This window comes from Nocardia salmonicida, assembly GCF_036142455.1.
GTDB classification, from domain to species: Bacteria; Actinomycetota; Actinomycetes; order Mycobacteriales; family Mycobacteriaceae; genus Nocardia; species Nocardia salmonicida.
The window spans coordinates 6414339-6439434 of the sequence record NZ_CP108014.1 but is presented as its reverse complement, the minus strand read 5'-3'; the positions used below and the strand labels follow the sequence as shown (position 1 = coordinate 6439434).

Below are 25096 nucleotides of genomic sequence, written 5' to 3'. Positions count from 1 at the left end.
CGAAGGAGCAAGCAATGGTGCCTGATCGACGGGACCGGCAGGGCCGCGAACTCGAGTTCGCCAGAACTCCAAGTAACACAGCGCATTTCCCGCAATCGACCTACTCTGGGTGTATGCGCAGGTCGTCATTGCCGCCGGTCGCATGCCGGGTCGCGGAAACTCTCATCGCCCGCGGGCACCACGGCGTCATCGTCTGCCCCGAGACGCCGTCGCTCACCGCGGCCGAGGCCGCCCGCGCCATGGGCGTCCATCCCACCGCGATCATCACCGCCCAGGTCTTCCTCCTCGACGACGACCCGGTCCTGCTGCTGGTAGCCGACCACCACCACGTCGACCTCGTCCGCACCGGCAAACGCCTCGAAGGCACCCTCACCCCCGCCCCCACGGCCCTGGTCGAACGCATCACCGGCCAACCCATCGACGGCACTGCCCCCCTCGGCCACCCCACCAACCTCCCCACCTGGGTAGACACCGCCCTGGCCGCCCACCCCGAAGTCTGGGCAGCGGGAGGCCACCCGAACACCGTGTTCCGCACCAACTTCCGCGAACTGGTCCGCATCACAGCGGGCCTGCCGATCGACATCGACTGAATTCGGGTTCTGATCCCGACCGGCGAGTTGGATCAAACGGACACAGTGGACGTGAGGGTGCAGGGTGGGCGGGCGTAAGTTGGGGGCGGTGGGCGATGTGCAACCTTCTGAGGCCGGACTGGTGGTTCCCGATGATCTGAGCGGGATAACGGCCGATCAATATCGAGGCTCTATGCGGCACTATCCGGCCGGCGTCACAGTGGTGACGCTCGGGGCCGAGAGTGGACCGGTGGGTTTCACGGCCACCTCGTTCGCCTCGCTGTCACTGGAACCGCCCCTGGTGTCGTTCAACATCGCGCACACGTCATCGAGCATCGACGCGTTGCGAGCCGCGGACTCGGTGGTGATCCATTTCCTCGGCGAACACCAACAACACCTGGCCCACCGCTTCTCCCGCACCGCAGCCGACCGCTTCTCCGACCGCGCCCTCTGGACCACCCTCGACACCGGTGAACCAGTCCTGCACGGCACCCCCATCTGGCTGCGCACCACCCTGCACAAACTCATCGACCTGGGCGACCACACCCTCGCCGTCGGCCTGGTAACCCGAGTCCACGACCAAACCGAAGAGTCACCCTCAGCAGCACCGCTGCTGTACTACAACGGCAAATACCACCGCCCCACCCCACTCGACACCTGATCAGAGCGTCTACCTCAGCCTGCGACAGCTAGTGTTGGTCCGGTGAGCGAGGCATACGACTGGTCGTGGTTGCGCGCCGGTGTTCCGGCCATCGACCTGGACACGTACTTGGCGCTGCCGGAAGACCTCTCTCGGGTGATCGAGGTCAAAGACGGCCTGCTGGTGCACTGTGACTCACCTTCGCCGAATCACATCGCCATCGCCGACGTGATCGAACAGTCCCTCCGGGAAGCCATCCGGAAACGCGCCACCGGGCAACCATGCCTGAAGGCCGGCGGCGAACTGGACATGCTGGTCTCCGAGGTCCCCTTCAACTTCCGTCGCCCCGACGCCATTGTGTACCGCTGCGTCGAAGACCACCGCGACAAGTGGAAAACCAAGCCGACAGCAGGAGACACCCTGCTGGTCGTCGAAGTGGTATCACCGGCGACGGTTACCGCCGATTGCGTGGACAAGCGAGCCGAATACGCCCGCCTGGGAATCGAGCAGTACTGGATCGTCCGCATGGAGAACAACGACGGCCGCGTGAAGTCCATCGAAATCCTCCGTCTCAACACCGCAGCCGTCTACGTCTCCACCGAAACCCGCTTCCGATCCCACAGCCCCACCGCGATCGCGATCACCGATCCGCTCGACGTCACTATCACCTGGGACGCCCTCGATGCGGATCTCGACTGATACCTGATCGGAAACTTGTCTTCATGAGTGAGTTTCGGGTGACCGGCATCTTCCCGGTCAGCTTCAGACCGGACCCGTTTGTCGTCGGCCACGCGATCGGCAATTTCGACGTCGGCAGCGCTGTCGAGCTCCGGCGGGCGGGCGAGGTCATCGCTCGAGGAGTCCTTCGAGCGTTCGAAATCCATCGCTCCCCGAGAGGCGAACTCTCGTTCACCTTCTCGGATGAGATCTCCCGACACGTCCGCGTCGATGACGTGATCCACTCGATAAATACGTGACGGGGCGCCTATTCGCAGGCCACGCCATCGCCGTCTCGATCCAAACCGGAGCGATAGCCGGGGTCGCCCGTGTGGAGCGGGGCCGCGCCTGCGGCTTTGGCGGCGGCACAGTTCTTGTAATAGGCGCTGGCAGGCGCGGGCGCTTCCGGCTCCGGTACCGCCGCGATTCGCGGCGCGGGGATGTCGACTGTTGTAGTCGGCGCAGGGACAACGACAGGCGGCGGAGGTGCCGCGACAGTCGTAGTCGGCACAGCAGGAGCCACTGGTAGATCAACCGTCGTGGTCGGCGCGAGTGTCAGCGCGCTCGACGCGATGGTGGTCGGTGCCGGGGTAGTTGTCGAAGCCTTTGTCGTCGTTGATGATTCGACTACGCGAGTGGTGGAGGTCGGGGATGTCCGTGCGGTCGGCTCGCCGTCGTTGAGACCGGCGACCACCGAAAGACCGAGTACGCCGACAACTCCGATTCCCGCCACCAACGGCCAACGCCGCTTCTTCTCGGACTGCCTGGGCGGACGCGCCCACGGATCGGGCGGCTGAATCGGTCGAGTCACTGTGTCCCCTTCGATTATCGGGCGATCTCGGGGGCTTCATCGCGACCGGTTCGACATGCGTTACCCAGCTGGGAACACATCAAACCTGCAATTTTTCGGAGGGTATCGGCCGCCGAGAACAGCTCTCAGCGGCCGACATTCGGGGTGGTCTAGCCCTGCCTGCGATTCAGCCGATCAGGCAGGGGGCCGCGCCGTCGAGGGAAGCGGTGAGGGGGCGGGTTTCGGGGGTGGGGTTCCAGTGGCCGTCGGTGGCGGCGTATTCCCAGGTGGGCCCGTTGGTGACCAAGGTAGCGACCGCGCCGATCAGGCGGTCGACGTCGGCGGCGGTGGTTCCGAGGCCGATGCTGGCACGGAGGGCCGCGTCGAGGCCGAGGCTGGTGAGCAGCGGGTGGGCGCAGAAACGGCCGTCGCGTACGCCGATGGCGTGTTCTGCGGAGAGGTAGGAGGCGACCTTACCGGGGGCGTGGTCGGCGACGGTGAAGGCGACGATGCCGACACAGTCGGGGCTGTCGGACCAGATGGTGACCAGGTCGACGCCTGCGATCGCGGACAAACCGTCACGAAGACGGTCCGCCAGAAAGCGTTCGTGGGCAACGAGTTCAGTGGAGTCGATCGCGGCGAGTGCGTCGCACGCGGCGGCGATAGCGGCCGCGCCCAACACATTCGGCGAACCGGCCTCGTGCCGCTGCGGCGCGCAAGCCCATTCGACCTCCGACACACCGACATTGCGCACCGCACCGCCGCCCGCCAGGTAGGGCTCACCCTGGTCCAGCCAGTCGCGTCGGCCGACGAGCACGCCCGAACCGAACGGGGCGTACAGCTTGTGCCCGGAGAACGCGAGATAGTCGATCCCGCTCTCGCGCAAGGAGATCCGTCGATGTGGAGCCAGCTGCGCGGCATCGACGAGGATGCGCGCACCGCACAGGTGGGCGATGGTCGCGAGGCGCTCCAGCGGCAGTACCTCACCGGTGACATTGGATGCCCCGGTCACCGCGAGCAGCGCGGCGGGCTTGCTGCACAGCTCGGCGACGACTCGCTGAATCGTCTCCTCGACGGTGGCGGCGGCCCGTACCACCCGGCGACCGTGCGCGGTCCACGGCAGGAAGTTGGCGTGGTGCTCGATATCGAGCACCACGGTCTCCCCGGGCACGCATCCGGCCAGCAGGTTCAGCGAATCGGTGGTGTTGCGGGTGAACACGACGACCTGGTCGTCGTCGGCGTCGAGGAACCGGGCGACCGCGCCACGGGAAGCCTCGTAGCACTCGGTCGAGATCCGCGAGGCGTAGCCCGCACCCCGGTGCACGCTGGCGTAGTACGGCAGCAACTGCGAAATCCGGTCGGTGACCTGCTTCAATGCCGGCGCACTCGCGGCGTAGTCGAAGTTGGCGTAGGAGCTGGTGCCGCCTTGAACGAGCGGAACCTGCAGGTCGGCACCGGAAACGGCGGCGATGGCACAGGTGGGGTCGATTACAGCAGTCATGACGAAATCCCGTCGGCTCAGGGACCCGCTCCAGAGAGGTGGCCCGCGCTTGCCGCGCCCAATTCGGACGTCAGCCTGGTCGTCACCCGGAGCACCCCACCGCGGAGGAGGGTTGCCGACCAGCAAGCCGGGGCTGAACGCTGGTACTCGTGACCTGAAACGAGAGTGACAGACGACCGCCGGACCTGTCAACCACCTTTCGCCGACCGCGCTCCGAGTCGCCGCCGACCGCACACGACCTCGCCCGGTTCGACACGCCGACCCGGTCTCCGACGCGAATGCGCGGGATTGCCCCCGAGTTGCCTGCTCACACCCAATTCTCAACCATCTACACACCCCATGATGGAGGAACCGAATGATTGGGCACCTCCACCATTTGCTAGAGTTCCCACTCATGTCCACGAACACGAACTCCGTCCGCGGCCTGCCGCGCTACCCGGTGTACGCGCTCGGACGGCTCACCAAGGCCCTGCACGCCGAGATCGACGTCCCGTTGCGCGATCACTGGGTGCTCACCTTCATCGCCGAGAACGCCGACCTGACGCAGAAGAAAGTGGGCGACGCGCTCGGTATCGACCGCAGTGAAGTCGTGCGCCTGATCGACGCGCTGGAACGCGCCGAACTGGTCGAACGCACCCGCGACGGCAAGGATCGCCGCAAGTACCGGCTGCGGATCACCGAGGCGGGGCGCAAGCAGTGCAAACGCACCGACAAGCTGATCGCCGAGGCCACCGCCCGCGTGCTGGGACGCCTGGACGAAGAAGAACAGCGGACGCTGCACCGGCTGGCGGTCACCGCCCTCGGCGAGATGCCGGAATCGCCGTCGTGAACAGCGCCGACGGCACGCGCTTCGCTGCCGTCCGGCAACACCCGCACCGAGTACCGTTGGCATCTGGTGACCATCCTGTTTGCCCTCCGGTAACCCGCTCATGAAACAACAGACACCACCGATGGGGGTCAACCGATGAGAGGTGGACTGAGCACGATGCTCGAGCCACACACTGAGGTAGCGGCGGTTCTTCGCGACCCGCTGCTGCGCGCCGATCTCGCCGCACCGCCACGGACCCTGGTCGACATCCTGACCAGCACCGCCCTCGCACACCCTGACGCACCGGCCGTCGACGACGGCACCGTCGTGCTCAGCTACATGGAATTGATCGCCGCGATCGAGGCCAGGATGGCCGAACTCACCGAGGCGGGCGTGCGGCCGGGCGACCGGGTCGGCGTACGGATGCCGTCGGGCACCGCCGCGCTCTACGTGACGATTCTGGCCGTGCTCTACTGCGGCGCCGCCTACGTGCCCGTCGACGCCGACGACCCGCAGGAGCGAGCCAAGCTCGTCTTCGGCGAGGCCAGGGTGAGCGCGATCGCCACCGGCGACGGCATCGAGTCGGCCACCACGGCTACGGGCGAACACGACTGGAACACCCTGCCCACCCCCGCCGATGACGCGTGGATCATCTTCACCTCCGGCTCCACCGGCACCCCCAAAGGTGTGGCGGTCACCCATCGCAACGCCGCCGCCTTCGTCGACGCCGAAGCCCGCCTGTTCCTGCGGAAGGCCCCGATCGGTCCCGGCGACCGCGTGCTGGCCGGACTCTCGGTGGCCTTCGACGCCTCCTGCGAGGAAATGTGGCTGGCCTGGCGCAACGGCGCCTGCCTCGTCCCCGCTCCGCGCGACCTGGTGCGCACCGGCGCCGACCTCGGCCCGTGGTTGATGCGCCGCGAGATCAGCATCGTCTCCACGGTGCCCACCCTGGCCGCGACCTGGCCCGCCGAAGCGCTGGAATCGGTGCGGCTGTTGATCTTCGGCGGCGAAGCGGTGCCCCCGGAACTGGCCGAACGGCTCGCCGGCGCCGACCGCGAAGTGTGGAACACCTACGGCCCCACCGAGGCAACCGTCGTCGCCTGCGCCGCGCTGCTCTCCGGCGAGATGCCCGTTCGCATCGGCCTGCCCCTCGACGGCTGGGATCTGACCGTCGTCGACCCCCAGGGCAACCCGGTGGCCGAAGGCGAAACCGGCGAACTCGTGATCGGCGGCGTCGGCCTCGCCCGCTATCTCGATCCTGCCAAGGACGCCGAGAAATACGCCCCGCTGCCCTCGCTCGGCTGGGAACGCGCTTATCGCAGTGGCGATTTGGTGCGCAACGACTACCAGGGCCTGATCTTCCTCGGCCGCGCCGACGACCAGATCAAGATCGGCGGGCGTCGCATCGAACTCGGCGAGCTCGACAATGCGCTACAGCACCTGCCCGGTGTCAGCGGTGCCGCTGCCGCGATCCGAACCACCAAGGCGGGCAACAAGATCCTCGTCGGCTACCTCACTGGACCTGGTCCCGACTTCGACGTGAAGAAGGCCAGAGAGATTCTGGCCGAACAACTTCCGGCGCCGCTGGTGCCGCGCCTGGCGATCGTCGCCGATCTGCCTACGCGCACCTCCGGCAAGGTCGACCGCGACGCACTGCCGTGGCCGCTGCCGAGCACCGACGAACCCGCCGAGACAGGACTGTCGGGCACGGCGGCGTGGGTGGCGGGTCTGTGGGACGCGATCCTGGGCGCCGAGGCCACCGACCTCGATGCGGAATTCTTCGATCTGGGCGGCGGCTCGCTCTCGGCGGCACAGCTCGTCGGCGCGTTGCGTGAGCGGTACCCGCACGTCACCGTCGCCGATCTCTACGACCACCCGCGCCTCGGCTCGCTGGTCGAACTCCTCGACGGCAGCGCACCGGTCGCGGCCGTCGACGTGCGCGTCGTCGAACCGACACCGCTGCGCGCGCAGATCACCCAGGTACTGGCCACGATTCCGCTGACCACCCTCACCGGGTTGCAGTGGGTCACCTGGCTGACCGTGGTCTCCGGCATCGCAGGCTGGTCGGGTTCGCTGCCGTGGCTGCCGCGCCTGTCGTGGTGGTGGATCCTGCTGGCATTCGTGCTGTTCATCTCGCCGATCGGCCGGATGACGATCTGCGTGGCCGGTGCGAGAATCCTGCTCGCCGGGCTGCGTCCCGGGTCCTACCCCCGCGGGTCGTCCGTGCACCTACGGCTGTGGGCCGCTGTCCGGCTGTCCGAAGCCAGTGGCGCCGAAAGTCTCTCCGGCGCACCGCTGATGGTCCCGTTCGCGCGGGCACTCGGCGCCAAGATCGGCAAGGGCGTCGACCTGCACAGCCTGCCCCCGGTCACCGGCATGCTCGAACTCGGCGACGGCGCCAGCGTGGAACCCGAAGTGGATCTGTCCGGCTACTGGGTCGACGGCGACATCGTGCACATCGGCGCCATCACCATCGGCGACGGCGCGGTGATCGGCGCCCGCTCGATCCTGTTGCCCGGCAGCAAGATCGGCAAGAAGGCCGAGATCGCGCCCGGCTCCGCGGTATCGGGCAAGGTCAAGGGCGAACAGGAATGGGCGGGCTCACCCGCCACCAAGACCGGCAAGGCGCCGCGCCGCTGGCCCGACCACTCCCCCGAACGCGCCAGGCACTGGCTGGTCGTGTTCGGTCTGTCGTCGATGGTGCTGGCCGCGATGCCCGTATTCGGCCTCGCCGTCGGCGGCACCTTCATCGCCTGGTGGGTCCGCGAGGAGACCACCATCAGCGCCGCCGCCCTGCGCGGTTTCGCCATCCTGCCGCTCGCCACGCTGCTCAGTCTCGGCGTCTACGCCGTGGCCACCGTGATCGCGGTGCGCCTGCTCAGCATCGGTTTGCGCGAGGGCTACCACCCCGTGCGCAGCCGCACCGGCTGGCAGGTGTGGGCCACCGAGCGCCTGCTCGACTCCGCCCGCACCTTCCTGTTCCCGCTCTACGCCAGCCTGCTCACCCCGGTCTGGCTGCGGTTGCTCGGCGCGAAGATCGGCAAGAACGTCGAGGCGTCGACCGTGCTGATGCTGCCCAAGTTCACCGTGATCTCCGACGGCGCGTTCCTGGCCGACGACACCATGATCGGCAGCTACGAACTCGGCGGCGGCTGGCTGCGCATCGGCGAATCCAAGGTCGGCAAGCGCGCCTTCCTCGGCAATTCGGGGATGACCGCGCCCGGTCGGCGCGTGCCCAAGAACGGCCTCGTCGCGGTGCTCTCGGCCGCCCCGAACAAGGCGAAGGCGGGCTCGTCGTGGCTGGGCAGTCCGCCCGTGCGGTTGCGTCGCGCGACCGAGTCCAGCGACACCTCGCGCACCTTCGATCCGCCGCTGCGCTTGAAGCTGGCACGGGCCTTCGTGGAGACGTGCCGCTTGATCCCGGTGATGGTGACCTTCGCCATCGGTCTCGGGGTACTGCTCGTGCTCGCGTTGATCGCTCAGCACACCGATTACCTGGTCGCGGCACTTGTCTCGGGCCTGGTCCTGATGGCCGCGGGCGCGCTGGCGGGAACCATCGCCGTGGCGGCGAAGTGGTTGATCGTCGGGCGAATTCGCGCGATCGAATACCCGCTGTGGAGCTCGTTCGTGTGGCGCAACGAAGTCTCCGACGCCTTCGTCGAAACCGTCGCGGCGCCGTGGTTCGCGCGTGCCGCCACGGGTACTCCCGTCATGAATCTGTGGCTGCGCGGACTCGGTGCCAAGATCGGCCGCGGGGTATGGTGCGAGTCCTATTGGCTACCGGAGGCGGACCTGGTGACACTCGGTGACGGCGCGACCGTGGAGCGCGGCTGCGTGGTGCAAACGCACCTGTTCCACGACCGAATCATGTCCATGGACACGGTGACCCTCGAAGCGGGCGCCACCCTCGGGCCGCACTGCGTCGCCCTGCCCGCCGCTCACATCGGCGCGGGCGCCACCATCGGACCGGCGTCGCTGGTCATGCGTGGCGATGTGGTTCCGCCCTCGACTCGCTGGTGGGGCAACCCCATCTCGCACTGGACCGATCCTGCCGTGACGCGGGAGTCGAGGCAGCGCGGAGCCGCCTGATGCGGAGCAAGTTCTACGAGGAACCCATCGATGCCTACCTGCCGCAGAACGGCAATCGCGGCTATCGCGTGTCCCGCTACGAGCTGGAGCTGAGCTACAAACCGGCCAGCAACCGGCTCGCCGGACGCGCGGTGATCATCGCGGTCACCACGACGGTGCGGCCGTGGTTCACCCTCGACATATCGCAGGCGCTGATGGTGTCGAAGGTGCTCGTCAACGGGTCGAAGGCGGTGAAATTCGTCCATCAGCAGGGCAAGCTCGCGCTCACGCCGCAGCAGAAGATCCCCGCCGGTGGCGTTCTCGAGATCACCGTCCATTACGCGGGCACCCCCAAGCCGGTGCGCGGGCCCTGGGGCGAGGTCGGCTGGGAAGAGCTCACCGAGGGCGCGCTGGTCGCGAGTCAGCCCAACGGCGCGGCCTCCTGGTTCCCGTGCGACGACCACCCGAGTTCCAAAGCGTCCTACCGGATTTCGATCACCACCGACAGCCCGTTCTACGCGCTGGCCAACGGCACCCTGCTCAGCAAGCAGCCCAAGGCCAGCCAGACCACCTGGGTGTACGAGATGGCCGAGCCGATGGCGAGCTATCTGGCGACGATCCAGATCGGCAGCTACCGCAAGTACCGGGTCGGCGCCGCAGGCGAACCGGTGCCGATGCACGCTGTCATCCCGCCGCGATTGCGAGCGAGCTTCGACCACGACTTCGCGCGCCAGCCCGAGATGATGGCGTTGTTCACCGAGCGGTTCGGGCCGTACCCGTTCGACGATTACACCGTGGTCGTCACCGACGACGAACTCGACATCCCGATCGAGGCGCAGGGGATCTCGATCTTCGGCGCCAACCATTGCGATGGCAAGCGCGGCGCGGAACGTCTTGTCGCACACGAACTCGCGCATCAGTGGTTCGGCAACAGCCTCACGCTGAAGCGGTGGCAAGACATCTGGCTGCACGAGGGTTTCGCCTGTTACGCGGAATGGATCTGGTCCGAAGCCTCCGGTGGGCCGACCGCCGATCAGCTGGCCCGGGCCGCGCGGGCGAACCTCGCGCGTCAGCCGCAGGACATCATCATCGGCGATCCCGGACCCAAGGACATGTTCGACGACCGGGTCTACAAGCGTGGCGCGCTCACCCTGCACGCGCTGCGGCTGGAACTGCGCGATCACCTGTTCTTCGAACTGATCAGGGAGTGGACCGCGCGATACCGGCACTCCTCTATTACTACGGAGGAATTCGTCGACCTGGCAGGCCACTACAGTGTGGCGCCGCTGCGCGGGCTGTTCGCGATCTGGCTCGGGACCAAGCCGCTGCCACAACTACCGCCGCTGGGCGGGCAGGCGCATCAGAACACCAGGTAGCGCTGGGCCAGTTCCTCGATGAGCGGATCCTCGGCCTGCACCATCTCCAGTGCCTCGAGGTCGTCGGCCACCGAGATGGTCCTGGCGTCGTCGTGCTCGGGATCCGGCCCGTCCTGGGCGAGCTGGCGCTGCAATTTCTGTCTGACTCTGTCTTTCAGTGAATCGCCCATAGGTCCAGCTTGCCCGGTATTCGGGTTGCGAACCACTGTCAGACAGGCGTGAGCCAGGTTCCCCACGGCGTGTTGCGGAGTACGGAGTAGACGGCGAGTAGCCCGAAGAAGGACCACACGATCACCGGGCTCAGACTGGGCAGACGCCACCGTTGTCCACGGCGAGCACGCAGGATCCAGTCGATGACGAAGACCGCGAACGCGACGGTCAGCGGCACGGCGAGCAGATTGCTGTGCAGCGAGTCGATGATGTTGCCGTCGGTGAGGTTGTGCATCGCGCGCATGCCACCACAGCCGGGGCAGTACACCCCGAACAGCACGTAGACCGGGCACAGGCCGTAGGAACCCTCGACGTGCGGGTCGCGGAAATGCAGCAGGGCCAGCGTCCCGATGCCGAGACCGGCGGCGATCACCGGGGGTGTCATCCGCTGCCAGGTCGAGCGCGGGCCACCCCGGTTCGGGTCTGCGCCGGAAAACTCGGCCGTGACGTGCGTTTTGTCCACTCCCCTACGGTAGCGGCGGCCGATCACCGCCGCCAGCAGAAGCCTGGCGCGAACGATGCCTGATCGTGCTCTTTCCGTGTAATCTTTCGCCGGATTCTGGCGATTTCACAGTGCCGGCATGCTCGGTGACTCAGTTCACAACAAGTGGGACACTGTGACCCGCTAACACTAGCTAGCACCCCAGCTCGCACTGTACGGTGGCCTACGACACAAAGGAGTGCCACATGCTTGCGAAGTCGATGATGACGCTCGCGGCAGCGCGAACCATGGTCTCTCACCTCGAGACCGGCGCACTGACCGCACAGTTCCGTGCCGGGCTGCGTACCCGCAGTTTCGCCACCGCGAAACTCAACGCTCCCACCGCCGAGCACCGGGTCGTCCCGGTGGCCACCGCGGACGGCGCGCAGCTCCGGGTCCACGTCTACGGTCCCGATACCGCCCCCACCCTGGTCCTCATCCATGGCTGGGCCTGCAGTATCGAATACTGGAACCCGCAGATCACCGCCTTCGCCGGCGAGTACCGCGTGGTCAGCTACGACCAGCGCGGCCACGGCGAGTCCACCCTCGGCACCGCCGTCCCCAGCGAGCACACCCTCGCCGACGATCTGTCCGCCGTCCTCGACGCGACGCTGCGCGGGGACGAGAAGGCCGTCCTGGCCGGGCACAGCATGGGCGGGCTCACCATTCAGGCCTGGGCCAAGCATCACCCCGAGCAGGTCTCGCAGCGCGCGTCCGCCGTGCTGCTGGCCAACACCGCCAATGCCGCGATCCGCTGGGAAACCGACATGGTGCCGGTGCTGAACAAGCAGCTCACCGTCGGGCAGTACCCGGTCACCCTGCTCGGCGCGCCGGTGCGGATGCCGCAGCCGGTCAGCGAGTCGCTGCTGTTCGCGCCGCTGCCGATCCCCGGCGGCTGGCTCACCCAGCAGATTCTCCGCAGTCGGGTTCTCACCGCTGAGGCCACCGCCGACGAGGTCGACTTCGCGATGGGCATCGTCCGCTCCTGCCGTCCGGTCGCGCGGGCCCGCCACGCCGCCGCCATGGCCGATATGGATCTGTCGGCGGGCACCGCCAACCTGACCGTGCCGACCACTGTGATCGCCAGCGCCAGGGACCGGCTGCTCCCGCAGCGCCTTTCGCGCCCGATCGTCGACATCCTGCGCCGCACCGGCCACCTGGCCGATTTCCATGTGCTGCCGCACGGTCACCTCAGCAATGTCGAAGACACCGACGCCTTCGATGCCGTGGTGCACCAGATCCTGCGCAGCTCCTCGAACTCTCGGGCCACCCGCCGCAACGTCGCTGTCCGCTGACCCGAGCCAGTTCTCCTGAGACCGATCAACGGCGATCGGCTCAGGAGTAACCGCGAAGAAGGCCCCCGACCTCGTCGGGGGCCTTTGTCGTCGGGTCATGGGAGCAGCAGGCCCCAATACAGCGACCAGAGCACGAAACCTGTTCCGCCGCAAACTAACAGGGTCCATCGGATCCGCGCACCATCGCTTGCTCCGCCCAGGGTGTGGCGGGCGCGGGCGAGCACGACACCGAGCGCGACCACCGCGCCGAGGGCGACCAGTTGCAGTGCCAGCCACGGCAGGGTGCGGCCGAACAACAAGGGGCCGAACGAGGTTGCACGGGTGGTGAGGATGTAGCCGAGCTGGACCACAGTGCCCACGATGCCGATCACTATCGCGCACACCAATACTCGCGCGGGCAGCCGATCGGGCAGCCGCCATCGCCCGACCATCCCGGTGAACGCGTAACCGCTCAGCGCCAGGATCATGCCGAACAACAGGGTCAGTTGCACCGCGGTCGATTCCCACCAGGAGGCCGACGCCAGCGCCCGCACCGGATATCCCTGTGCTGCTGGCTGATCCGTGGTCGGCGGTGTCGCCGAACCGGGAAGACCGTTGACCCAATCACCCATGAGCTCGCCGTATCCCGACGCCAAGCCAGGAAGTTTGTCGAAGCCATCGGTGGTCGGCTGTCCGGCGTGCTGGGCGTTCGGGAGCGTGCGCAGCGTGTAGTTCGTCTTTCCGGCGTGGTCGAAGGCGGTCTGGAAGCCGCGCAGGCTGTCACCGGGTGGGGTGAGGCGGTCCTGGTCACCCCAGATCGCGAGAACCGGCTGCGGGATTCTCTCCAGTACCGGGATCGGGTCGTAATCGGCTTGCGCGAACTGATCGGCGGCTACCAGCTGACGAATACCGTTGCGGGCCAATACATCAACCATCGAGCCGCGTACGCCTGCCGCACCGAACCGGGTCTCGTTGGCCCACGCCTGTTGCGCGGCCGGTTGGACCGAGTTGGCGCCGATCGTGATCAGGAACGCGGCCTCGGTGGATCGTGAAGCAGCCAGTGGTGCGACCCATCCACCCTCCGACAGTCCCCACAGGCCGACGCGCGCCGGATCGACTTCGGGCCGATTCCGCAGTGCGGCAAGGCCTGCCAGCGCATCGTCGGCCAGGAGTGAATAGTCACGGTGCGATGGCGTGTATCCCTCGGTGCGCTTGTCGTATCGCAACGCGACGATGCCCGCTCGGGCGAATGCCTCGGCGACCAGGTCGTAGTGCTCGCCGCTACCGTTGCCCGAGCCGTGGACGAGCACGACGCCCGGCCTGCCGGTCGCTCCCGCGGGGGCGTGCACTGTGCCAGAGGTGGTTGTGCCGTCTGTGCGGGTGAAGGTGATGTCGACGGTGACGGTGTTCTGTGCATGCGCCGCCGGAAACCCAGCGACGGCGGCGATCATGATGGCGAGCAGAATGATTCGTCGGAAGATCGAGAGCACTCCATGTCCTAGTCTGCGGTGTTCGTGCGAGGTGCCGGGAAGGCGAGAAAGCGCGTCAGCACGCGGCGGACGCCAGGGCGATCCTGCGGGTGCGACTGCTGAAAACGCTTGAGCAGCGTCATGTAGTCCTCGAAGAATTCCTCGAGTTCGGCGGGCGTCGCGTAGATCGCGCCGCGCGAGAAGGGCATCATGTCGGCCCACTCACTCAACTCGGCACGCTCGGCCTGGAAGCGCTGGAACATCTCGATGTCTTCGGTGATGTGCTGGGCGACAAGACCTTCCATCAGCTCACGCAACTCCGGCGACTGTTCCCGATCCATCCGGTAGCGCAGGTCCTTCGGCGGCGAACGCCACCACCGCTCCTTGCCCTTGGCCAGTTCGGGCGCCTCCTCGATGAAGCCGTGTTCGGCGAGTTGGCGCAGGTGATAACTGGTCGCACCGGTGTTCTCGCCCAACTGCGCCCCCAAAGCCGTCGCGGTCGCAGGCCCGTTCTCGGCAAGGGCGCGCAAGATCCGCTGCCGCAGCGGGTGCGCGAGCGCGCGCAGGGCAGCGGGATCGGTGATCTCTCTGGGTGGTACCTCGTCGGCCATAGTTGCACAGTACTCTTTGCACAGTTATCTGTGCAAAGAGTTTATGCAACAACACTCTACGACGGGGTTCGAAACCAGCAGGCCCCGGCGCACATGCGCCGGGGCCTGGGACTACGAGGTTGGATTCAATGTCAACTCTGCTCACCGGCCGAATGGGCCGATGCCGTACACCGCATCCGACTTTCCCTGAGACGCGGAACTGATAAATGACTACTCAGTGGGCACCACCTCCTGGATCGCCGGTCTTGCCCTCATTGCTTGTTCACTTCGTTCTTCGTCTTGCTTCTTCGCCCTCTCCGGCGGTCCGGCCTACTGCACCGGATTCTCTTCTCCGCCGGAAGGGACGGTCGAACTACCTACTCCCGGGCAGCTCACCTGCCCGGCCTCTGGATTTATCTTCTGAACGACAGCGACTGTATACCGCCTCCAGAAAAATGTCTACACCCGGCACAGCAGATTTTTTCTAACCCGATGAGGGCTAACCTCACCAGCATTTGCCGTGGTCATACCCGCTCGAGGCAGGCGGTGTACGCGATCTCGGCAACAGCCGAGCTGGAGCGACGGCGGTACCCGCCGCTACCGCACCGCCGGGCGTGAACCTGGCTGGGATTGCACGGATCCTGAGTCTCGAAGGCACCAACGCCGGCAACGACCGCCTCCGCCGTAAGACCAGGCCGCGACAGGTGGGCTGATTCGCATCCGAGCCCGGATGACCTGCCCCGGTCGATGTTCAGAGAAATGCAGAAAGGGCGGGCACCGGATGTATCCGGTGCCCGCCCTTTACTGGCTTTTTGAGCCGCCTGCGAGAATCGAACTCGCGACCTTTTCATTACGAGTGAAGCGCTCTACCGACTGAGCTAAGGCGGCGTGCCATTTCGGCGACGCGAGTCTATCGCGGGAACCGGTAGAACGCGAAAACGGGTGGTCAGGTGGTGCGGGCGGTGATGAGGGTGGCGACCATGGCGGCGATGGCGAAGCGAGGTTTCACGTTGAGGTCGAGGGCTTCGCGGCAGGCCAGGACGGCGTCGATGCTGCGCAGGAGGCCTTCGGGGCGGACATTGGTGGCGAGGTCGGTGATCTCGCTTGCCATGTCGGGGTGGGTGAGGGTGATGGGGGTGCCGCGGCCTGCGAAACGCATGGCCAGGGCGTCGCGGTACATGCCTGCGATGTCGATGAGGGCGCGGTCGAGTGCGTCGCGGCCGGTGCGGGTGGCGCGGGATTTCTGGCGGCGTTCGAGGTCTTTGAGGACACCGGCCGAACCGCGGGTGGCCGAGGCGGAGCCCTTGCCGGTGCCGCCTGCGCCGAGGGCGGTGGCGAGTTCGTCGCGTTCGCGGTCGTCGCGGTCAGCGCTCATCAGCTTGGCTTCGTCGTCGGCGGATTTCACCAGTTCGTCGGCGGCGGCGTAGGCGGCGCCGGGGCGTTCGGTCGCGGTGACCAGAGCGAGGGCGCGCTTGCGTCGTTGGCGGGAGTCTTCGTCGGTGGCGAGGCGCCGGGCTCGGCCGACGTGGCCGCCGCTGACCGAAGCCGCCCAGTCGGCGGTTTTCGCGTCGAGTTGGTCGCGCTCGCGCAGGACCTGTGCGATAGCGGGGACGGTCGGGGTCACCAGGTGTACGTGTCTGCAGCGCGAGCGCAGGGTGACGGAGATGTCCTCGGGGTCGACGGTGGGGGCGCACAGCAGGAAGACCGTGCGGTCCGGTGGTTCTTCGACGACCTTGAGCAGGGCATTGGCAGCACCCTCGGTAAGGCGGTCGGCGTCTTCGACGACTACCACCTGCCAGCGACCGGTGCTCGGACGGCGGGCCGCGATCTGCACGATCGCGCGCATCTCCTTGGTGCTGATGCTCAGCCCCTCGGGGATGATGCGCCGCACGTCGCCGTGGGTACCGGCCATCGTGGTGGTGCACGCGTGACACTTCCCGCAGCCGACGATGTCGGGATCGGTGCACTCCAGCGCCGCCGCGAAACACAGCGCCGCGACGGACCGCCCCGACCCGGGCGGCCCGGTGAACAGCCACGAATGCGTCATCGCCCCGGTGACCACCCCTGCCCGCGCCGCCTTCGCGGCAGCGGCCAGCTCGGTCTCGACCACGTCCTGGCCGACCAGTCGATCGAAGACACCTGCCACGCGCTACACCCTAGCCACGGGGTCCGACAACACTTCCGGACGCCTGGATCATCGACAACCAGCGGATGCGGCGGCCAGGTTCACCACTTGCTCAATCGTCTTCGGTCCCAGCAGATTTCGCTGCGGCCTTCTTCGCCGGAGCCTTCTTGGCCGCGGTCGACTTCTTGGCCGCGGTCTTGGTAGCCGTCTTGGTCGCGGTCGACTTCGCCGCGGCCTTCTTGGCCGGCGCCTTCTTGGCCGCCTTCTTCGCGGTCGTCTTCTTCGCCGCCTTCTTCACCGGACCACGCGCCCGACGATCGGCAAGCAGTTCGGAGGCGCGCTCGTCGGTGATCGACTCGACCTCGTCGCCCTTGCGCAGGCTGGCATTGGTCTCGCCGTCGGTGACGTACGGACCGAAGCGGCCGTCCTTGATCACCATCGGCTTGTCGGTGGCGGAGTCGTTGCCCAGCTCACGCAGCGGGGCCGCGGCCGAGGCCTGACGTCCGCGACGCTTGGGCTCGGCGTAGAGCTTCAGCGCCTCGTCGAGGGTGACCGAGAACAGCTGATCCTCGGTCGCCAGCGAACGGGAATCGGTGCCCTTCTTCAGATACGGGCCGTACCGGCCGTTCTGCGCGGTGATCTCCTCGCCCGAGGTGGGGTCGTTGCCGACCACACGGGGCAACGAGAGCAGCATCAGCGCGTCGTCGAGGGTGATCTCGGCCAGGTCCATCGACTTGAACAGCGAACCGGTGCGCGGCTTGACCTCCGCGGCCTTCTTGGTCTTCTTCGCGGGCGCGGCGTCCGGGTCGGGTGCGGGCGGTTCCGGCAGTACTTCGGTGACGTACGGGCCGAAACGTCCTTCCTTGGCAACGATTTCGTGCCCCGACACCGGGTCGACGCCGAGCGAGCGACCCTCCTGCGGCGTGGAGAACAGCTTCTCGGCGACCTCGGGCGTCAGCTCGTCGGGCGGCAGATCGTCGGGCAGGTTCGCCCGCTGCGAGATCCGATCACCCTCGGGGTCATCGGGATTGATGATCATCCGCTCCAGATACGGACCGAAGCGGCCGACGCGGACCACGACATCGCGGCCTTCTTCGTCGACGAACATCTTGATCGAGTTCACTTCGCGCGCGTCGATGTCGTCGAGCTGCACGGAGACCATCTTCTTCAGGCCACCCGAGCGCGCGACCGAACCCTCCGCGCCGGATTCGCCGCCGAAGTAGAAGCTGGACAACCAGTTTCCGCGCTGCTCGCGTCCACCGGCGATCGCGTCGAGGTCGTCCTCCATCGCGGCGGTGAAGTCGAAGTCGACGAGCCGACCGAAGTAGGCCTCGAGCAGTCCCACCACCGCGAACGCCACCCAGGCCGGGGCCAGCGCGCTACCGCGCTTGTAGACGTACCCACGATCGAGGATCGTCTTGATGATCGAGGAGTAGGTCGACGGGCGGCCGATGCCGAGGTCTTCCAGTGTCTTGATCAGCGAGGCTTCGGTGTAGCGGGCGGGCGGGTTGGTGCTGTGGCCGTCGGGGGTGAGTTCGACGGCGGTGACGCTCTGACCCTCTTCCAGTGCGGGCAAACGAGATTCGGCGTCGTCGGACTGGCCGCCCGCCTCCTCGTCCACACTCTCGACGTAGGCCTTGAGGAACCCGGCGAAGGTGATGGTGCGGCCCGAGGACGAGAACACGCACTCCTCGCCGGTCCCCGCGGTGCCGGTGATGCGCAGGGTCAGCGTGGTGCCGCGCGCGTCGACCATCTGCGAGGCGACCGTGCGCTGCCAGATCATCTCGTAGAGCTTGAACTCGTCGTTGTCGACCTTGGAGGCCAGCTGACCTGGCGTCATGAAGGTGTCGCCCGAGGGACGGATCGCCTCGTGTGCCTCCTGCGCGTTCTTGACCTTGCGGGTGTACTGGCGCGGCGACGGCGAGACGTACTCCGCGCCGTAGAGCTGAGTCGCCTGCGAGCGAGCCGCCGCGATGGCCGACTCCGACAGCGTCGTGGAGTCGGTACGCATATAGGTGATGTAGCCGTTTTCATACAGCCGCTGCGCGACCCGCATCGTGCGCTCGGAGGTGAACCGCAGCTTGCGGCCCGCTTCCTGCTGCAACGTGGAGGTCATGAACGGCGGATACGGCTTGCGTGTGTACGGCTTGGCCTCGGCCGAGCTGACCTCGAGCGCGGCGCCGTCGAGCGCCTCGGCCAGCCTGCGGGCGTAGGCCTCGTCGAGCACGACGACACCGGTGGCCGACTTGAGCTGACCGTCGGAACCGAAATCACGACCGGAGGCGACGCGGTCGCCGGAGACCTGCACCAGGCGCGCGCCGAACGTGCGCGGGTTGGTCGAATCGGACTTCTCGTCGGGACCCGCGTCGAGCTTGGCGGCGATATCCCAGTACCCGGCGGAGCGGAAAGCGATGCGCTCACGCTCACGCTGGACGATCACCCGGGTGGCGACGGACTGCACGCGACCGGCGGAAAGCCGAGGCATGACCTTCTTCCACAGCACCGGAGAGACCTCGTAGCCGTAGAGGCGGTCCAGGATGCGGCGGGTTTCCTGGGCGTCTACCAGGTCGTTATCGAGCTCGCGCGTGTCGGCGGCGGCGGCGAGGATGGCGGGCTCGGTGATCTCGTGGAAGACCATCCGGCGAACCGGGACCTTCGGCTTGAGCGTTTCGAGCAGGTGCCAGGCGATCGCCTCACCCTCACGGTCGGGGTCGGTGGCGAGGTAGAGCTCGTCGGCGTCGGCCAGCAAGCTCTTGAGCTCGGCGACCTTGGCCTTCTTATCCGGGTTCACCACATAGATCGGCTCGAAGTCGTGATCGACGTCGACACCGAGGCGGGCCCACGGTTGACCTTTATATTTGGCCGGCACGTCAGCGGCACCGCGCGGCAAGTCACGGATGTGGCCCACCGAGGCCTCGACCGTGTAGTTGCGACCTAGATAGGGCGCGATCTTGCGGGCCTTGGTCGGCGACTCGACGATCACGAGACGACGCAGGGGTCGGCCCTGATCGGCTGAACTGCGGTCTCGTGTTGCCACCGGCGAACACCTTCCTTCTAGATCCGCGCGTCGGGAGGTCCGCTCGGTGCGCGGCTGGGGCAGACGGCGACGTTCGGACATCACCACCAGTGACGTTTATACCCTGCGCACTTGGGGTAGAGGCATTTGCGGCGTTTCACGTCGCGGGCGCTGTCCTGGGCGATGCTACCCGGAAATGACTCGTCCCCCTCCTCCGCATGCGGAGGAGGGGGACGAGGCGTTGTTGTGTTTCGCAGCTCAGGAGAGCGCGCGAACGCCGGTGGCCTGGGGGCCCTTGGTGCCCTGGCCGACCTCGAACTCGACCTTCTGGTTTTCCTCAAGGGTACGGAAGCCCGTGCCCTGGATCTCCGAGTAGTGGACGAAGACGTCAGCTGAGCCGTCCTCGGGCGCGATGAAGCCGAACCCCTTCTCCGCGTTGAACCACTTCACAGTTCCCTGTGCCATTCTGTTTCCTTCTCTTTCTACCGGAAACGGCGGACAACTGGGTTCGTCCACCGGGCCCGTTCCGACCGCTGTACCGTTGGTCCCCCTGCAAGGAAATCCTGAGCACGGCGTTCGCAACAACGATCCTGCTGATGGTTTGGACCTTGGATCCGTCCCTCGAACACAGAAGCTTGCGACCGAGACCCAGTGAACCATGTCTCTGAGCAATTCGACAGTCGAGTTACCGAGTATTTGCAAAATTCATGATCTTGCGAATGTGCAGGTAAGGGAGAGATTGGGTGTATCCGTACTTTCGGTCTGTTTGCTTCTTGATAACCGAGTGAGCTTCCAGCAAACATGCTGTGACCCAGATCGCTACTGGGTTACGAAATACCAGGTAGTGGTTGTCGCACACACACGTTTCACACTTCGCGTGTCGCGTGAGAGGAGGACTGGATGAATCCGGCAGACCGGACCGGCGTTCGGGAGCGCGATACGAGCGAGAGCTACGGGCGATCGTTGCTGAATCGTGTCCTGACCGAAGCGGCAGCCGGCGGCAACCCGCTCACCCATGTGGCGGAGCTGCCCGCACAGCGCGCCGACACCACAGCGTGGCCGGAATGGGTGCCATCGGAGCTGGTCACAGCCCTGGACGCGCAGGGAATCGAACTGCCGTGGGGACACCAGACCCGCACGGCCGACCTCGCGGCGACCGGAAACCACGTTGTGGTGAGCACCGGAACCGCATCGGGGAAATCGCTCGGCTACCAGTTGCCGGTGCTCACCGCGCTGCTCGACGACCCGCGCGCCACCGCGCTGTACCTCTCCCCCACCAAGGCGCTCGGCGCCGATCAGCTCCGCGCCGTCGGCAGCCTGATCCACGACAATCCGCTGCGTGAGGCGCATCCGGCGAGCTATGACGGCGACACTCCCGCCGAGGTCAGGCAGTGGGTTCGGGCCAACGCACGCTGGATTTTCACCAATCCCGACATGCTGCACGTCGGGATTCTGCGCTCGCATCAGCGCTGGGCGCGGGTGCTTCGCAACCTGCGGTATGTGGTCGTCGACGAATGCCACGCATATAGAGGAGTGTTCGGTTCGCATGTCGCGCTGGTACTGCGCAGGCTGCGTCGGCTCGCCCGGTTCTACGGCGCCGATCCGGTGTTCATCCTGTGCTCGGCCACCAGCGCCGATCCGGCCGCGTCGGCGAGCAGGCTGATCGGCGCGCAGGTCGTGGCTGTCACCGAGGACGGGTCGCCGCGCGGCGCCCGGACCGTCGCGCTCTGGGAACCGCCGCTGAGCGCGTCGCTGACCGGGGAGAACGGGGCGCCGGTGCGGCGGACCGCGACCAGCGAGGCAGCCAAGATCATGGCGGCGCTGGTGACCGAGGGCGCTCGGACTCTCACCTTTGTTCGCTCGCGGCGCGGTGCTGAACTGATCGCGCTCGACACTCGGCGCGTCCTTGCTGAAACCGCTCCTGAGCTGCAAGAACGAGTTGCCGCTTATCGGGCGGGCTATCTGGCCGAGGATCGGCGCGAACTCGAGCAGTCGCTGTCGCAGGGGACGTTGCTAGGCGCCGCCAGTACCAACGCGCTCGAGCTCGGTGTCGACATCGCGGGCCTCGATGCCGTGGTCATCGCCGGTTTTCCCGGGACGGTCGCCTCGTTCTGGCAGCAGGCCGGGCGGGCGGGTAGGCGGTCGCAAGGTTCGCTGGTGGTGCTCGTGGCTACCGACGACCCGCTCGACACCTACCTGGTTCATCACCCGGAAGCGCTGCTCGACCGGCCGATCGAGGCCACCATCACCGACCCGTACAACCCCTATATCCTCGGCCCCCAGTTGCTGTGCGCCGCGATGGAGCTGCCACTCACCGATGAAGAGGTGAGCGAGCTCAGAGCCGATGAAGTGCTTGCTGACCTGGCCGAACAGGGATTGATCCGGCGCAGGCCGAGTATCCGTGGCGCGGGTGCGCGCTGGCATGTCACCGCGCACACCCACCCGCACGACGACGTGGATGTGCGCGGTGGGCTCGGTTCGCCGGTCGCGATCGTCGACGCCGAAACCGGACGACTGCTCGGCACCGCCGACGCGGGCCGAGCCCCGGCCACCCTGCACACGGGGGCTGTACATCTGCACCAGGGCGAGACCTATCTCGTCGACGAGCTCGACCTCGAGGGTGGCGTCGCGTTCGTCAACGAGGTGGATCCCAGCTTCACCACCAGTTCCCGGCAGATCACCTCGATCACTGTGGAAGGGGTGATCGAGGAACGCGTGTTCGGCGCGGTGACCGCGGCATCCGCGCAGGTCGCGGTCACCAACCAGGTCGTCGGCTACCTGCGGACGCTGGTGACCGGTGAGGTGCTCGACCAGGTGGAGCTCGATCTGCCGGCGCACACGCTGCACACCAAGGCTGTCCTCTATACCGTCACACCCCGGCTGCTTGCCGCCGCGGACATCTCCGACGAACAGCTACCCGGCGCACTCCACGCGGCCGAGCATGCCGCCATCGGCATGCTGCCGCTGGTCGCGGGCTGCGACCGCTGGGATATCGGCGGTGTCTCCATCGCCGAACATCCCGATACGGGTGCGCCCACGGTGTTCGTCTACGACGGGCAGCCCGGCGGTTCCGGCTTCGCCGAGCGCGGATTCGCCCAGCTCACGGACTGGTTGGCCGCCACCGCGAGCGTGATCCGCAGCTGTGCGTGCCAGGACGGGTGCCCCTCGTGCGTGCAGTCGCCCAAGTGCGGCAACGGCAACAACCCCCTGGACAAGGACGCTGCCGCACGCTTGCTAGCCGCTGTTCTCAGCGAACTCCGGACCCACTGCGACGGGCCCGCCGACACATGATGTGCACCAACCCACTACGTGACCGGGGATACACCGCACTCAAAGAATGCTGGTCACTCGTCCGAATTGGTGTTGACCAGCGAAGATATCGTGACATGCATCCGGCCGTCGATTAAAAAGGACCACTCTTCTATTAACTGGTTCATAGCCAACCGGGATCACTGGGCAGGACTACATCGTTCTTTTCATTTTTTTCAGGCCAAGATCAAAGAATGCGCATGAAATAGCGCAAATGCGCTTCCGGTAAATTCAGAATTGGTTCGGTGCGGAACAACCACCGACCAGTGATAACTCTTCCGAGTCACTCATTCTCTTCCGCCGGACCCGCGCGTGCCGAAGCCCGCACAGTGCGCACGCCGAACACTCCCACCGATACATTCGCCTCGACCTCGACAACGACATCCCACTGCGCGACGACACACCGCCGCACCCGAACCCTCATCCGCCGAGCAATCTCCCCGGCTTCCCCACAACCCGACTCGGCGCCCTCCGCCAATACCCCCGCCGCGGCCAACGCCCCCAGATCAGCGGCCCCCTGCGCCCGGTGCCGAGCCACCACCACCCCGCCCACTTGCCCGGCTGACAACGTCAGACAGATCAATCCCGCCAACGCCACACAGACGAACACCGACGCCCCGCCGGCATCGCCAGCCAGCCCACGCCACATCGATCTCCGGGAGACCGCCCCGGACTCTCGCGGCAGCTTCGGCGCCCGGATCTGTGCGTTCGCCGATCCATCGTGGCTTGCCGTCACGGTTCCACTCCCGGCTCGGTGACGGCTACAGCTTCGGCGCGCAGCCGCAGGCCGGGCAGGAGCGGAGTGTTCGCGGCGACGGTGGCTATCACTCGGTCTCCTTCGATCCGGAGTTCGACGCTCGCCCCTGCCGGAGCAACGGCCTTGCCCGCGGTGATCGCGCGCGAAGTGTCACCGCGAGCGGCCAGGCGGGCGGTCTCGCGGGCCGCGTCGGTGCAGCGGACCTGGGTGGATCCGGCGAGGAGGGCGCCGACACACAGGGCGACGGCGCACACCAGTGCCGCGAGGGCGATGGCGGCCTCGACCGTCACCGCGCCCGCATCGGCACCGAGAGTGCTTGTGTCGCGATGGTTTACACGCTGGTGTTGAGCGCCTTGTCGATGATGCCGGTCAGCGCGTTGACGATGCTGTCCCCGGTGACGACCCCATAGAGCACGGCCCCGAAGGCTGCGGCGGCGATCGTGCCGATCGCGTATTCCGCTGTGGACATGCCGTCGTCGTCGAGCAGCAGGCGCGTGAATCGAGTGCGGGCCCCCAGGTATACGGCGTGGACGAACGTCATCGTGATCCCCTCTCTGGTTGCACCGCGCGGCTGGTCCGCGCGGTGAAGCTTCGGTGGCCTCGTCGAGGCCGGTCACAGCAGTCCTCCGTCTCCGAGCACGCTGTCGGCGAGGCCGATGACGACCGGGACGATGCCGAGACAGACGAAAGCGGGTAGGAAGCACAGACCGAGCGGCCCGCCGATCAGCACGCCCGCGCGTTCGGCGCGTGCGACGGCAGCGTCTTCCACGGCTTCCCGGCGCTGCGTGGCCAGTTCGCCGACCGCCGTCGCCAACGAGGCACCGGAGCGGGCCGAACGGCGGGCCATCCTGGCCAGCGACTCCACGTCATCGGCGCCGACGGACCCGGCGGCGTCGGTGGCTGCCCGCTCCCATGCCGTCGCCGGGTCGGCGCCCAGCGCGAGAAGGTCTGCGGCCCTCAGCAATGCGGCCCGAAGAATCGGCGGTGCGGTCGGAGCGCTCGCTCGTGCGGCCGCGGCCATCGGCAGTCCCGCTCGTAGACACGCGGCCAGCAGATCGAATGCGGAGGCGGACCCGAGCGGGTCGACCTTCGCGGCGTTGCCCTGTGCCCCGGACACGCCGACTGATGCCGGTCCGAGCGCACGCACCCGTCGACTGACGGCAACGCGCCCTGGTAACACCACGATCGCCAGCGCCGCGATCAGCAACGCCTCCGGCGAGGCAACTCCAGCCATCCCCTGCACAAGCAATCCCTCCTCGAAGTTTGATCCACACCTGTCCACACCTGATCCGAGCCGACCTCCCGAACACCACGCGGGTCAGCCTGCGGTCTGGTGGGATGCACATCTGTCCACAGGCATTCGAGTCGGCGGCCACTTCCGCCAACCGTTCAGCAG

At 66.9% G+C, this 25096-nt stretch carries 23 protein-coding genes, 1 tRNA gene and 1 riboswitch; of the genes, 10 read left to right on the top strand and 14 right to left on the bottom strand.

From position 1 onward, the window contains the following. The first annotated feature begins 113 nt into the window (after nucleotides 1-113). The 4 genes from OHS03_RS30090 to OHS03_RS30075 all read left to right on the top strand — a co-directional run bounded on the left by OHS03_RS30090 (nucleotide 114) and on the right by OHS03_RS30075 (nucleotide 2186). On the top strand, nucleotides 114-590 hold the full coding sequence (locus OHS03_RS30090; protein ID WP_062991399.1) for a YbaK/EbsC family protein: 477 nt from the start codon (nucleotides 114-116) through the stop codon (nucleotides 588-590). A 172-nt stretch (nucleotides 591-762) separates the two neighbouring features. Beyond that, nucleotides 763-1230 (top strand): flavin reductase family protein, encoded by a 468-nt coding sequence (locus tag OHS03_RS30085; protein ID WP_235569731.1) that lies wholly within the window; start codon nucleotides 763-765, stop codon nucleotides 1228-1230. Nucleotides 1231-1272: 42 nt separating this feature from the next. Further along, nucleotides 1273-1908 (top strand): Uma2 family endonuclease, encoded by a 636-nt coding sequence (locus OHS03_RS30080; RefSeq protein WP_328658714.1) that lies wholly within the window; start codon nucleotides 1273-1275, stop codon nucleotides 1906-1908. Between the two features lie 38 nt (nucleotides 1909-1946). Beyond that, nucleotides 1947-2186, top strand: a complete 240-nt coding sequence (locus tag OHS03_RS30075; RefSeq protein WP_328658713.1) for a hypothetical protein — start codon at nucleotides 1947-1949, stop codon at nucleotides 2184-2186. A gap of 8 nt (nucleotides 2187-2194) precedes the next feature. On the opposite strand, the gene OHS03_RS30070 is transcribed toward OHS03_RS30075, so the two are convergent. After that, entirely contained in the window at nucleotides 2195-2437 is a 243-nt protein-coding gene (locus OHS03_RS30070; protein WP_328664478.1) for an excalibur calcium-binding domain-containing protein, read from the bottom strand. 28 nt (nucleotides 2438-2465) lie between these two features. On the opposite strand from OHS03_RS30070, the gene OHS03_RS30065 reads away from it, so the two are divergent. Beyond that, a complete protein-coding gene (locus OHS03_RS30065; protein ID WP_328664537.1) occupies nucleotides 2466-2723 on the top strand; it encodes a hypothetical protein in 258 nt (85 codons plus the stop codon). A 180-nt stretch (nucleotides 2724-2903) separates the two neighbouring features. On the opposite strand, the gene OHS03_RS30060 is transcribed toward OHS03_RS30065, so the two are convergent. Further along, on the bottom strand, nucleotides 2904-4217 hold the full coding sequence (locus OHS03_RS30060) for an aminotransferase class V-fold PLP-dependent enzyme (RefSeq protein WP_328658711.1): 1314 nt from the start codon (nucleotides 4215-4217) through the stop codon (nucleotides 2904-2906). Nucleotides 4218-4257: 40 nt separating this feature from the next. Then, a riboswitch (SAM riboswitch) is annotated at nucleotides 4258-4372 on the bottom strand. Nucleotides 4373-4611: 239 nt separating this feature from the next. Between OHS03_RS30060 and OHS03_RS30055 the strand changes: the two genes are divergently transcribed. The 3 genes from OHS03_RS30055 to OHS03_RS30045 all read left to right on the top strand — a co-directional run bounded on the left by OHS03_RS30055 (nucleotide 4612) and on the right by OHS03_RS30045 (nucleotide 10469). Further along, a complete protein-coding gene (locus OHS03_RS30055) occupies nucleotides 4612-5046 on the top strand; it encodes a MarR family winged helix-turn-helix transcriptional regulator (RefSeq protein WP_328658709.1) in 435 nt (144 codons plus the stop codon). 156 nt (nucleotides 5047-5202) lie between these two features. Beyond that, complete coding sequence (locus OHS03_RS30050; RefSeq protein ID WP_328658707.1) at nucleotides 5203-9114, top strand: Pls/PosA family non-ribosomal peptide synthetase; 3912 nt, start codon at nucleotides 5203-5205, stop codon at nucleotides 9112-9114. Next, entirely contained in the window at nucleotides 9114-10469 is a 1356-nt protein-coding gene (locus tag OHS03_RS30045; protein ID WP_328658706.1) for a M1 family metallopeptidase, read from the top strand. Before OHS03_RS30050 ends, OHS03_RS30045 begins: the two co-directional genes overlap by 1 nt. On the opposite strand, the gene OHS03_RS30040 is transcribed toward OHS03_RS30045, so the two are convergent. Continuing rightward, complete coding sequence (locus tag OHS03_RS30040) at nucleotides 10454-10639, bottom strand: hypothetical protein (RefSeq protein WP_056819096.1); 186 nt, start codon at nucleotides 10637-10639, stop codon at nucleotides 10454-10456. The two genes, OHS03_RS30045 and OHS03_RS30040, sit on opposite strands and share 16 nt — an antisense overlap. A gap of 38 nt (nucleotides 10640-10677) precedes the next feature. Beyond that, the gene (locus OHS03_RS30035) at nucleotides 10678-11142 is read right to left on the bottom strand and encodes a DUF2752 domain-containing protein (protein WP_328658704.1); all 465 of its coding nucleotides are present in this window, start codon (nucleotides 11140-11142) and stop codon (nucleotides 10678-10680) included. 224 nt (nucleotides 11143-11366) lie between these two features. On the opposite strand from OHS03_RS30035, the gene OHS03_RS30030 reads away from it, so the two are divergent. Further along, nucleotides 11367-12455 (top strand): alpha/beta fold hydrolase, encoded by a 1089-nt coding sequence (locus tag OHS03_RS30030; protein ID WP_328658702.1) that lies wholly within the window; start codon nucleotides 11367-11369, stop codon nucleotides 12453-12455. A gap of 95 nt (nucleotides 12456-12550) precedes the next feature. Here the strand turns inward: OHS03_RS30030 and OHS03_RS30025 are convergent, their stop codons facing one another. The 6 genes from OHS03_RS30025 to OHS03_RS30000 all read right to left on the bottom strand — a co-directional run bounded on the left by OHS03_RS30025 (nucleotide 12551) and on the right by OHS03_RS30000 (nucleotide 20099). Continuing rightward, the gene (locus OHS03_RS30025) at nucleotides 12551-13924 is read right to left on the bottom strand and encodes an alpha/beta hydrolase (RefSeq protein ID WP_328658700.1); all 1374 of its coding nucleotides are present in this window, start codon (nucleotides 13922-13924) and stop codon (nucleotides 12551-12553) included. A gap of 8 nt (nucleotides 13925-13932) precedes the next feature. Next, nucleotides 13933-14514 (bottom strand): helix-turn-helix domain-containing protein, encoded by a 582-nt coding sequence (locus OHS03_RS30020; RefSeq protein WP_328658698.1) that lies wholly within the window; start codon nucleotides 14512-14514, stop codon nucleotides 13933-13935. A 794-nt stretch (nucleotides 14515-15308) separates the two neighbouring features. Then, nucleotides 15309-15381: transfer RNA gene (locus tag OHS03_RS30015), tRNA-Thr, on the bottom strand. A gap of 58 nt (nucleotides 15382-15439) precedes the next feature. Further along, nucleotides 15440-16639, bottom strand: coding sequence for a DNA polymerase III subunit delta' (locus tag OHS03_RS30010; RefSeq protein ID WP_062991417.1), 1200 nt, complete (start codon nucleotides 16637-16639; stop codon nucleotides 15440-15442). 91 nt (nucleotides 16640-16730) lie between these two features. Further along, on the bottom strand, nucleotides 16731-19655 hold the full coding sequence (gene topA / locus OHS03_RS30005) for a type I DNA topoisomerase (RefSeq protein WP_328658697.1): 2925 nt from the start codon (nucleotides 19653-19655) through the stop codon (nucleotides 16731-16733). Between the two features lie 237 nt (nucleotides 19656-19892). Further along, nucleotides 19893-20099, bottom strand: coding sequence for a cold-shock protein (locus OHS03_RS30000; protein WP_019044597.1), 207 nt, complete (start codon nucleotides 20097-20099; stop codon nucleotides 19893-19895). Between the two features lie 435 nt (nucleotides 20100-20534). Between OHS03_RS30000 and OHS03_RS29995 the strand changes: the two genes are divergently transcribed. Continuing rightward, the gene (locus tag OHS03_RS29995) at nucleotides 20535-22925 is read left to right on the top strand and encodes a DEAD/DEAH box helicase (RefSeq protein ID WP_328658695.1); all 2391 of its coding nucleotides are present in this window, start codon (nucleotides 20535-20537) and stop codon (nucleotides 22923-22925) included. Between the two features lie 301 nt (nucleotides 22926-23226). Here the strand turns inward: OHS03_RS29995 and OHS03_RS29990 are convergent, their stop codons facing one another. The 4 genes from OHS03_RS29990 to OHS03_RS29975 form a co-directional block, all read right to left on the bottom strand. Next, nucleotides 23227-23592, bottom strand: coding sequence for an Rv3654c family TadE-like protein (locus OHS03_RS29990; RefSeq protein WP_328664477.1), 366 nt, complete (start codon nucleotides 23590-23592; stop codon nucleotides 23227-23229). Between the two features lie 83 nt (nucleotides 23593-23675). Next, complete coding sequence (locus tag OHS03_RS29985) at nucleotides 23676-23990, bottom strand: TadE family type IV pilus minor pilin (RefSeq protein ID WP_328658693.1); 315 nt, start codon at nucleotides 23988-23990, stop codon at nucleotides 23676-23678. Nucleotides 23991-24031: 41 nt separating this feature from the next. Beyond that, nucleotides 24032-24241: a DUF4244 domain-containing protein gene (locus OHS03_RS29980; RefSeq protein ID WP_056819118.1), complete on the bottom strand. Its 210-nt coding sequence runs from the start codon at nucleotides 24239-24241 to the stop codon at nucleotides 24032-24034. 72 nt (nucleotides 24242-24313) lie between these two features. Continuing rightward, a complete protein-coding gene (locus tag OHS03_RS29975) occupies nucleotides 24314-24934 on the bottom strand; it encodes a type II secretion system F family protein (protein ID WP_328658691.1) in 621 nt (206 codons plus the stop codon). Between the last annotated feature and the right edge of the window lie 162 nt (nucleotides 24935-25096).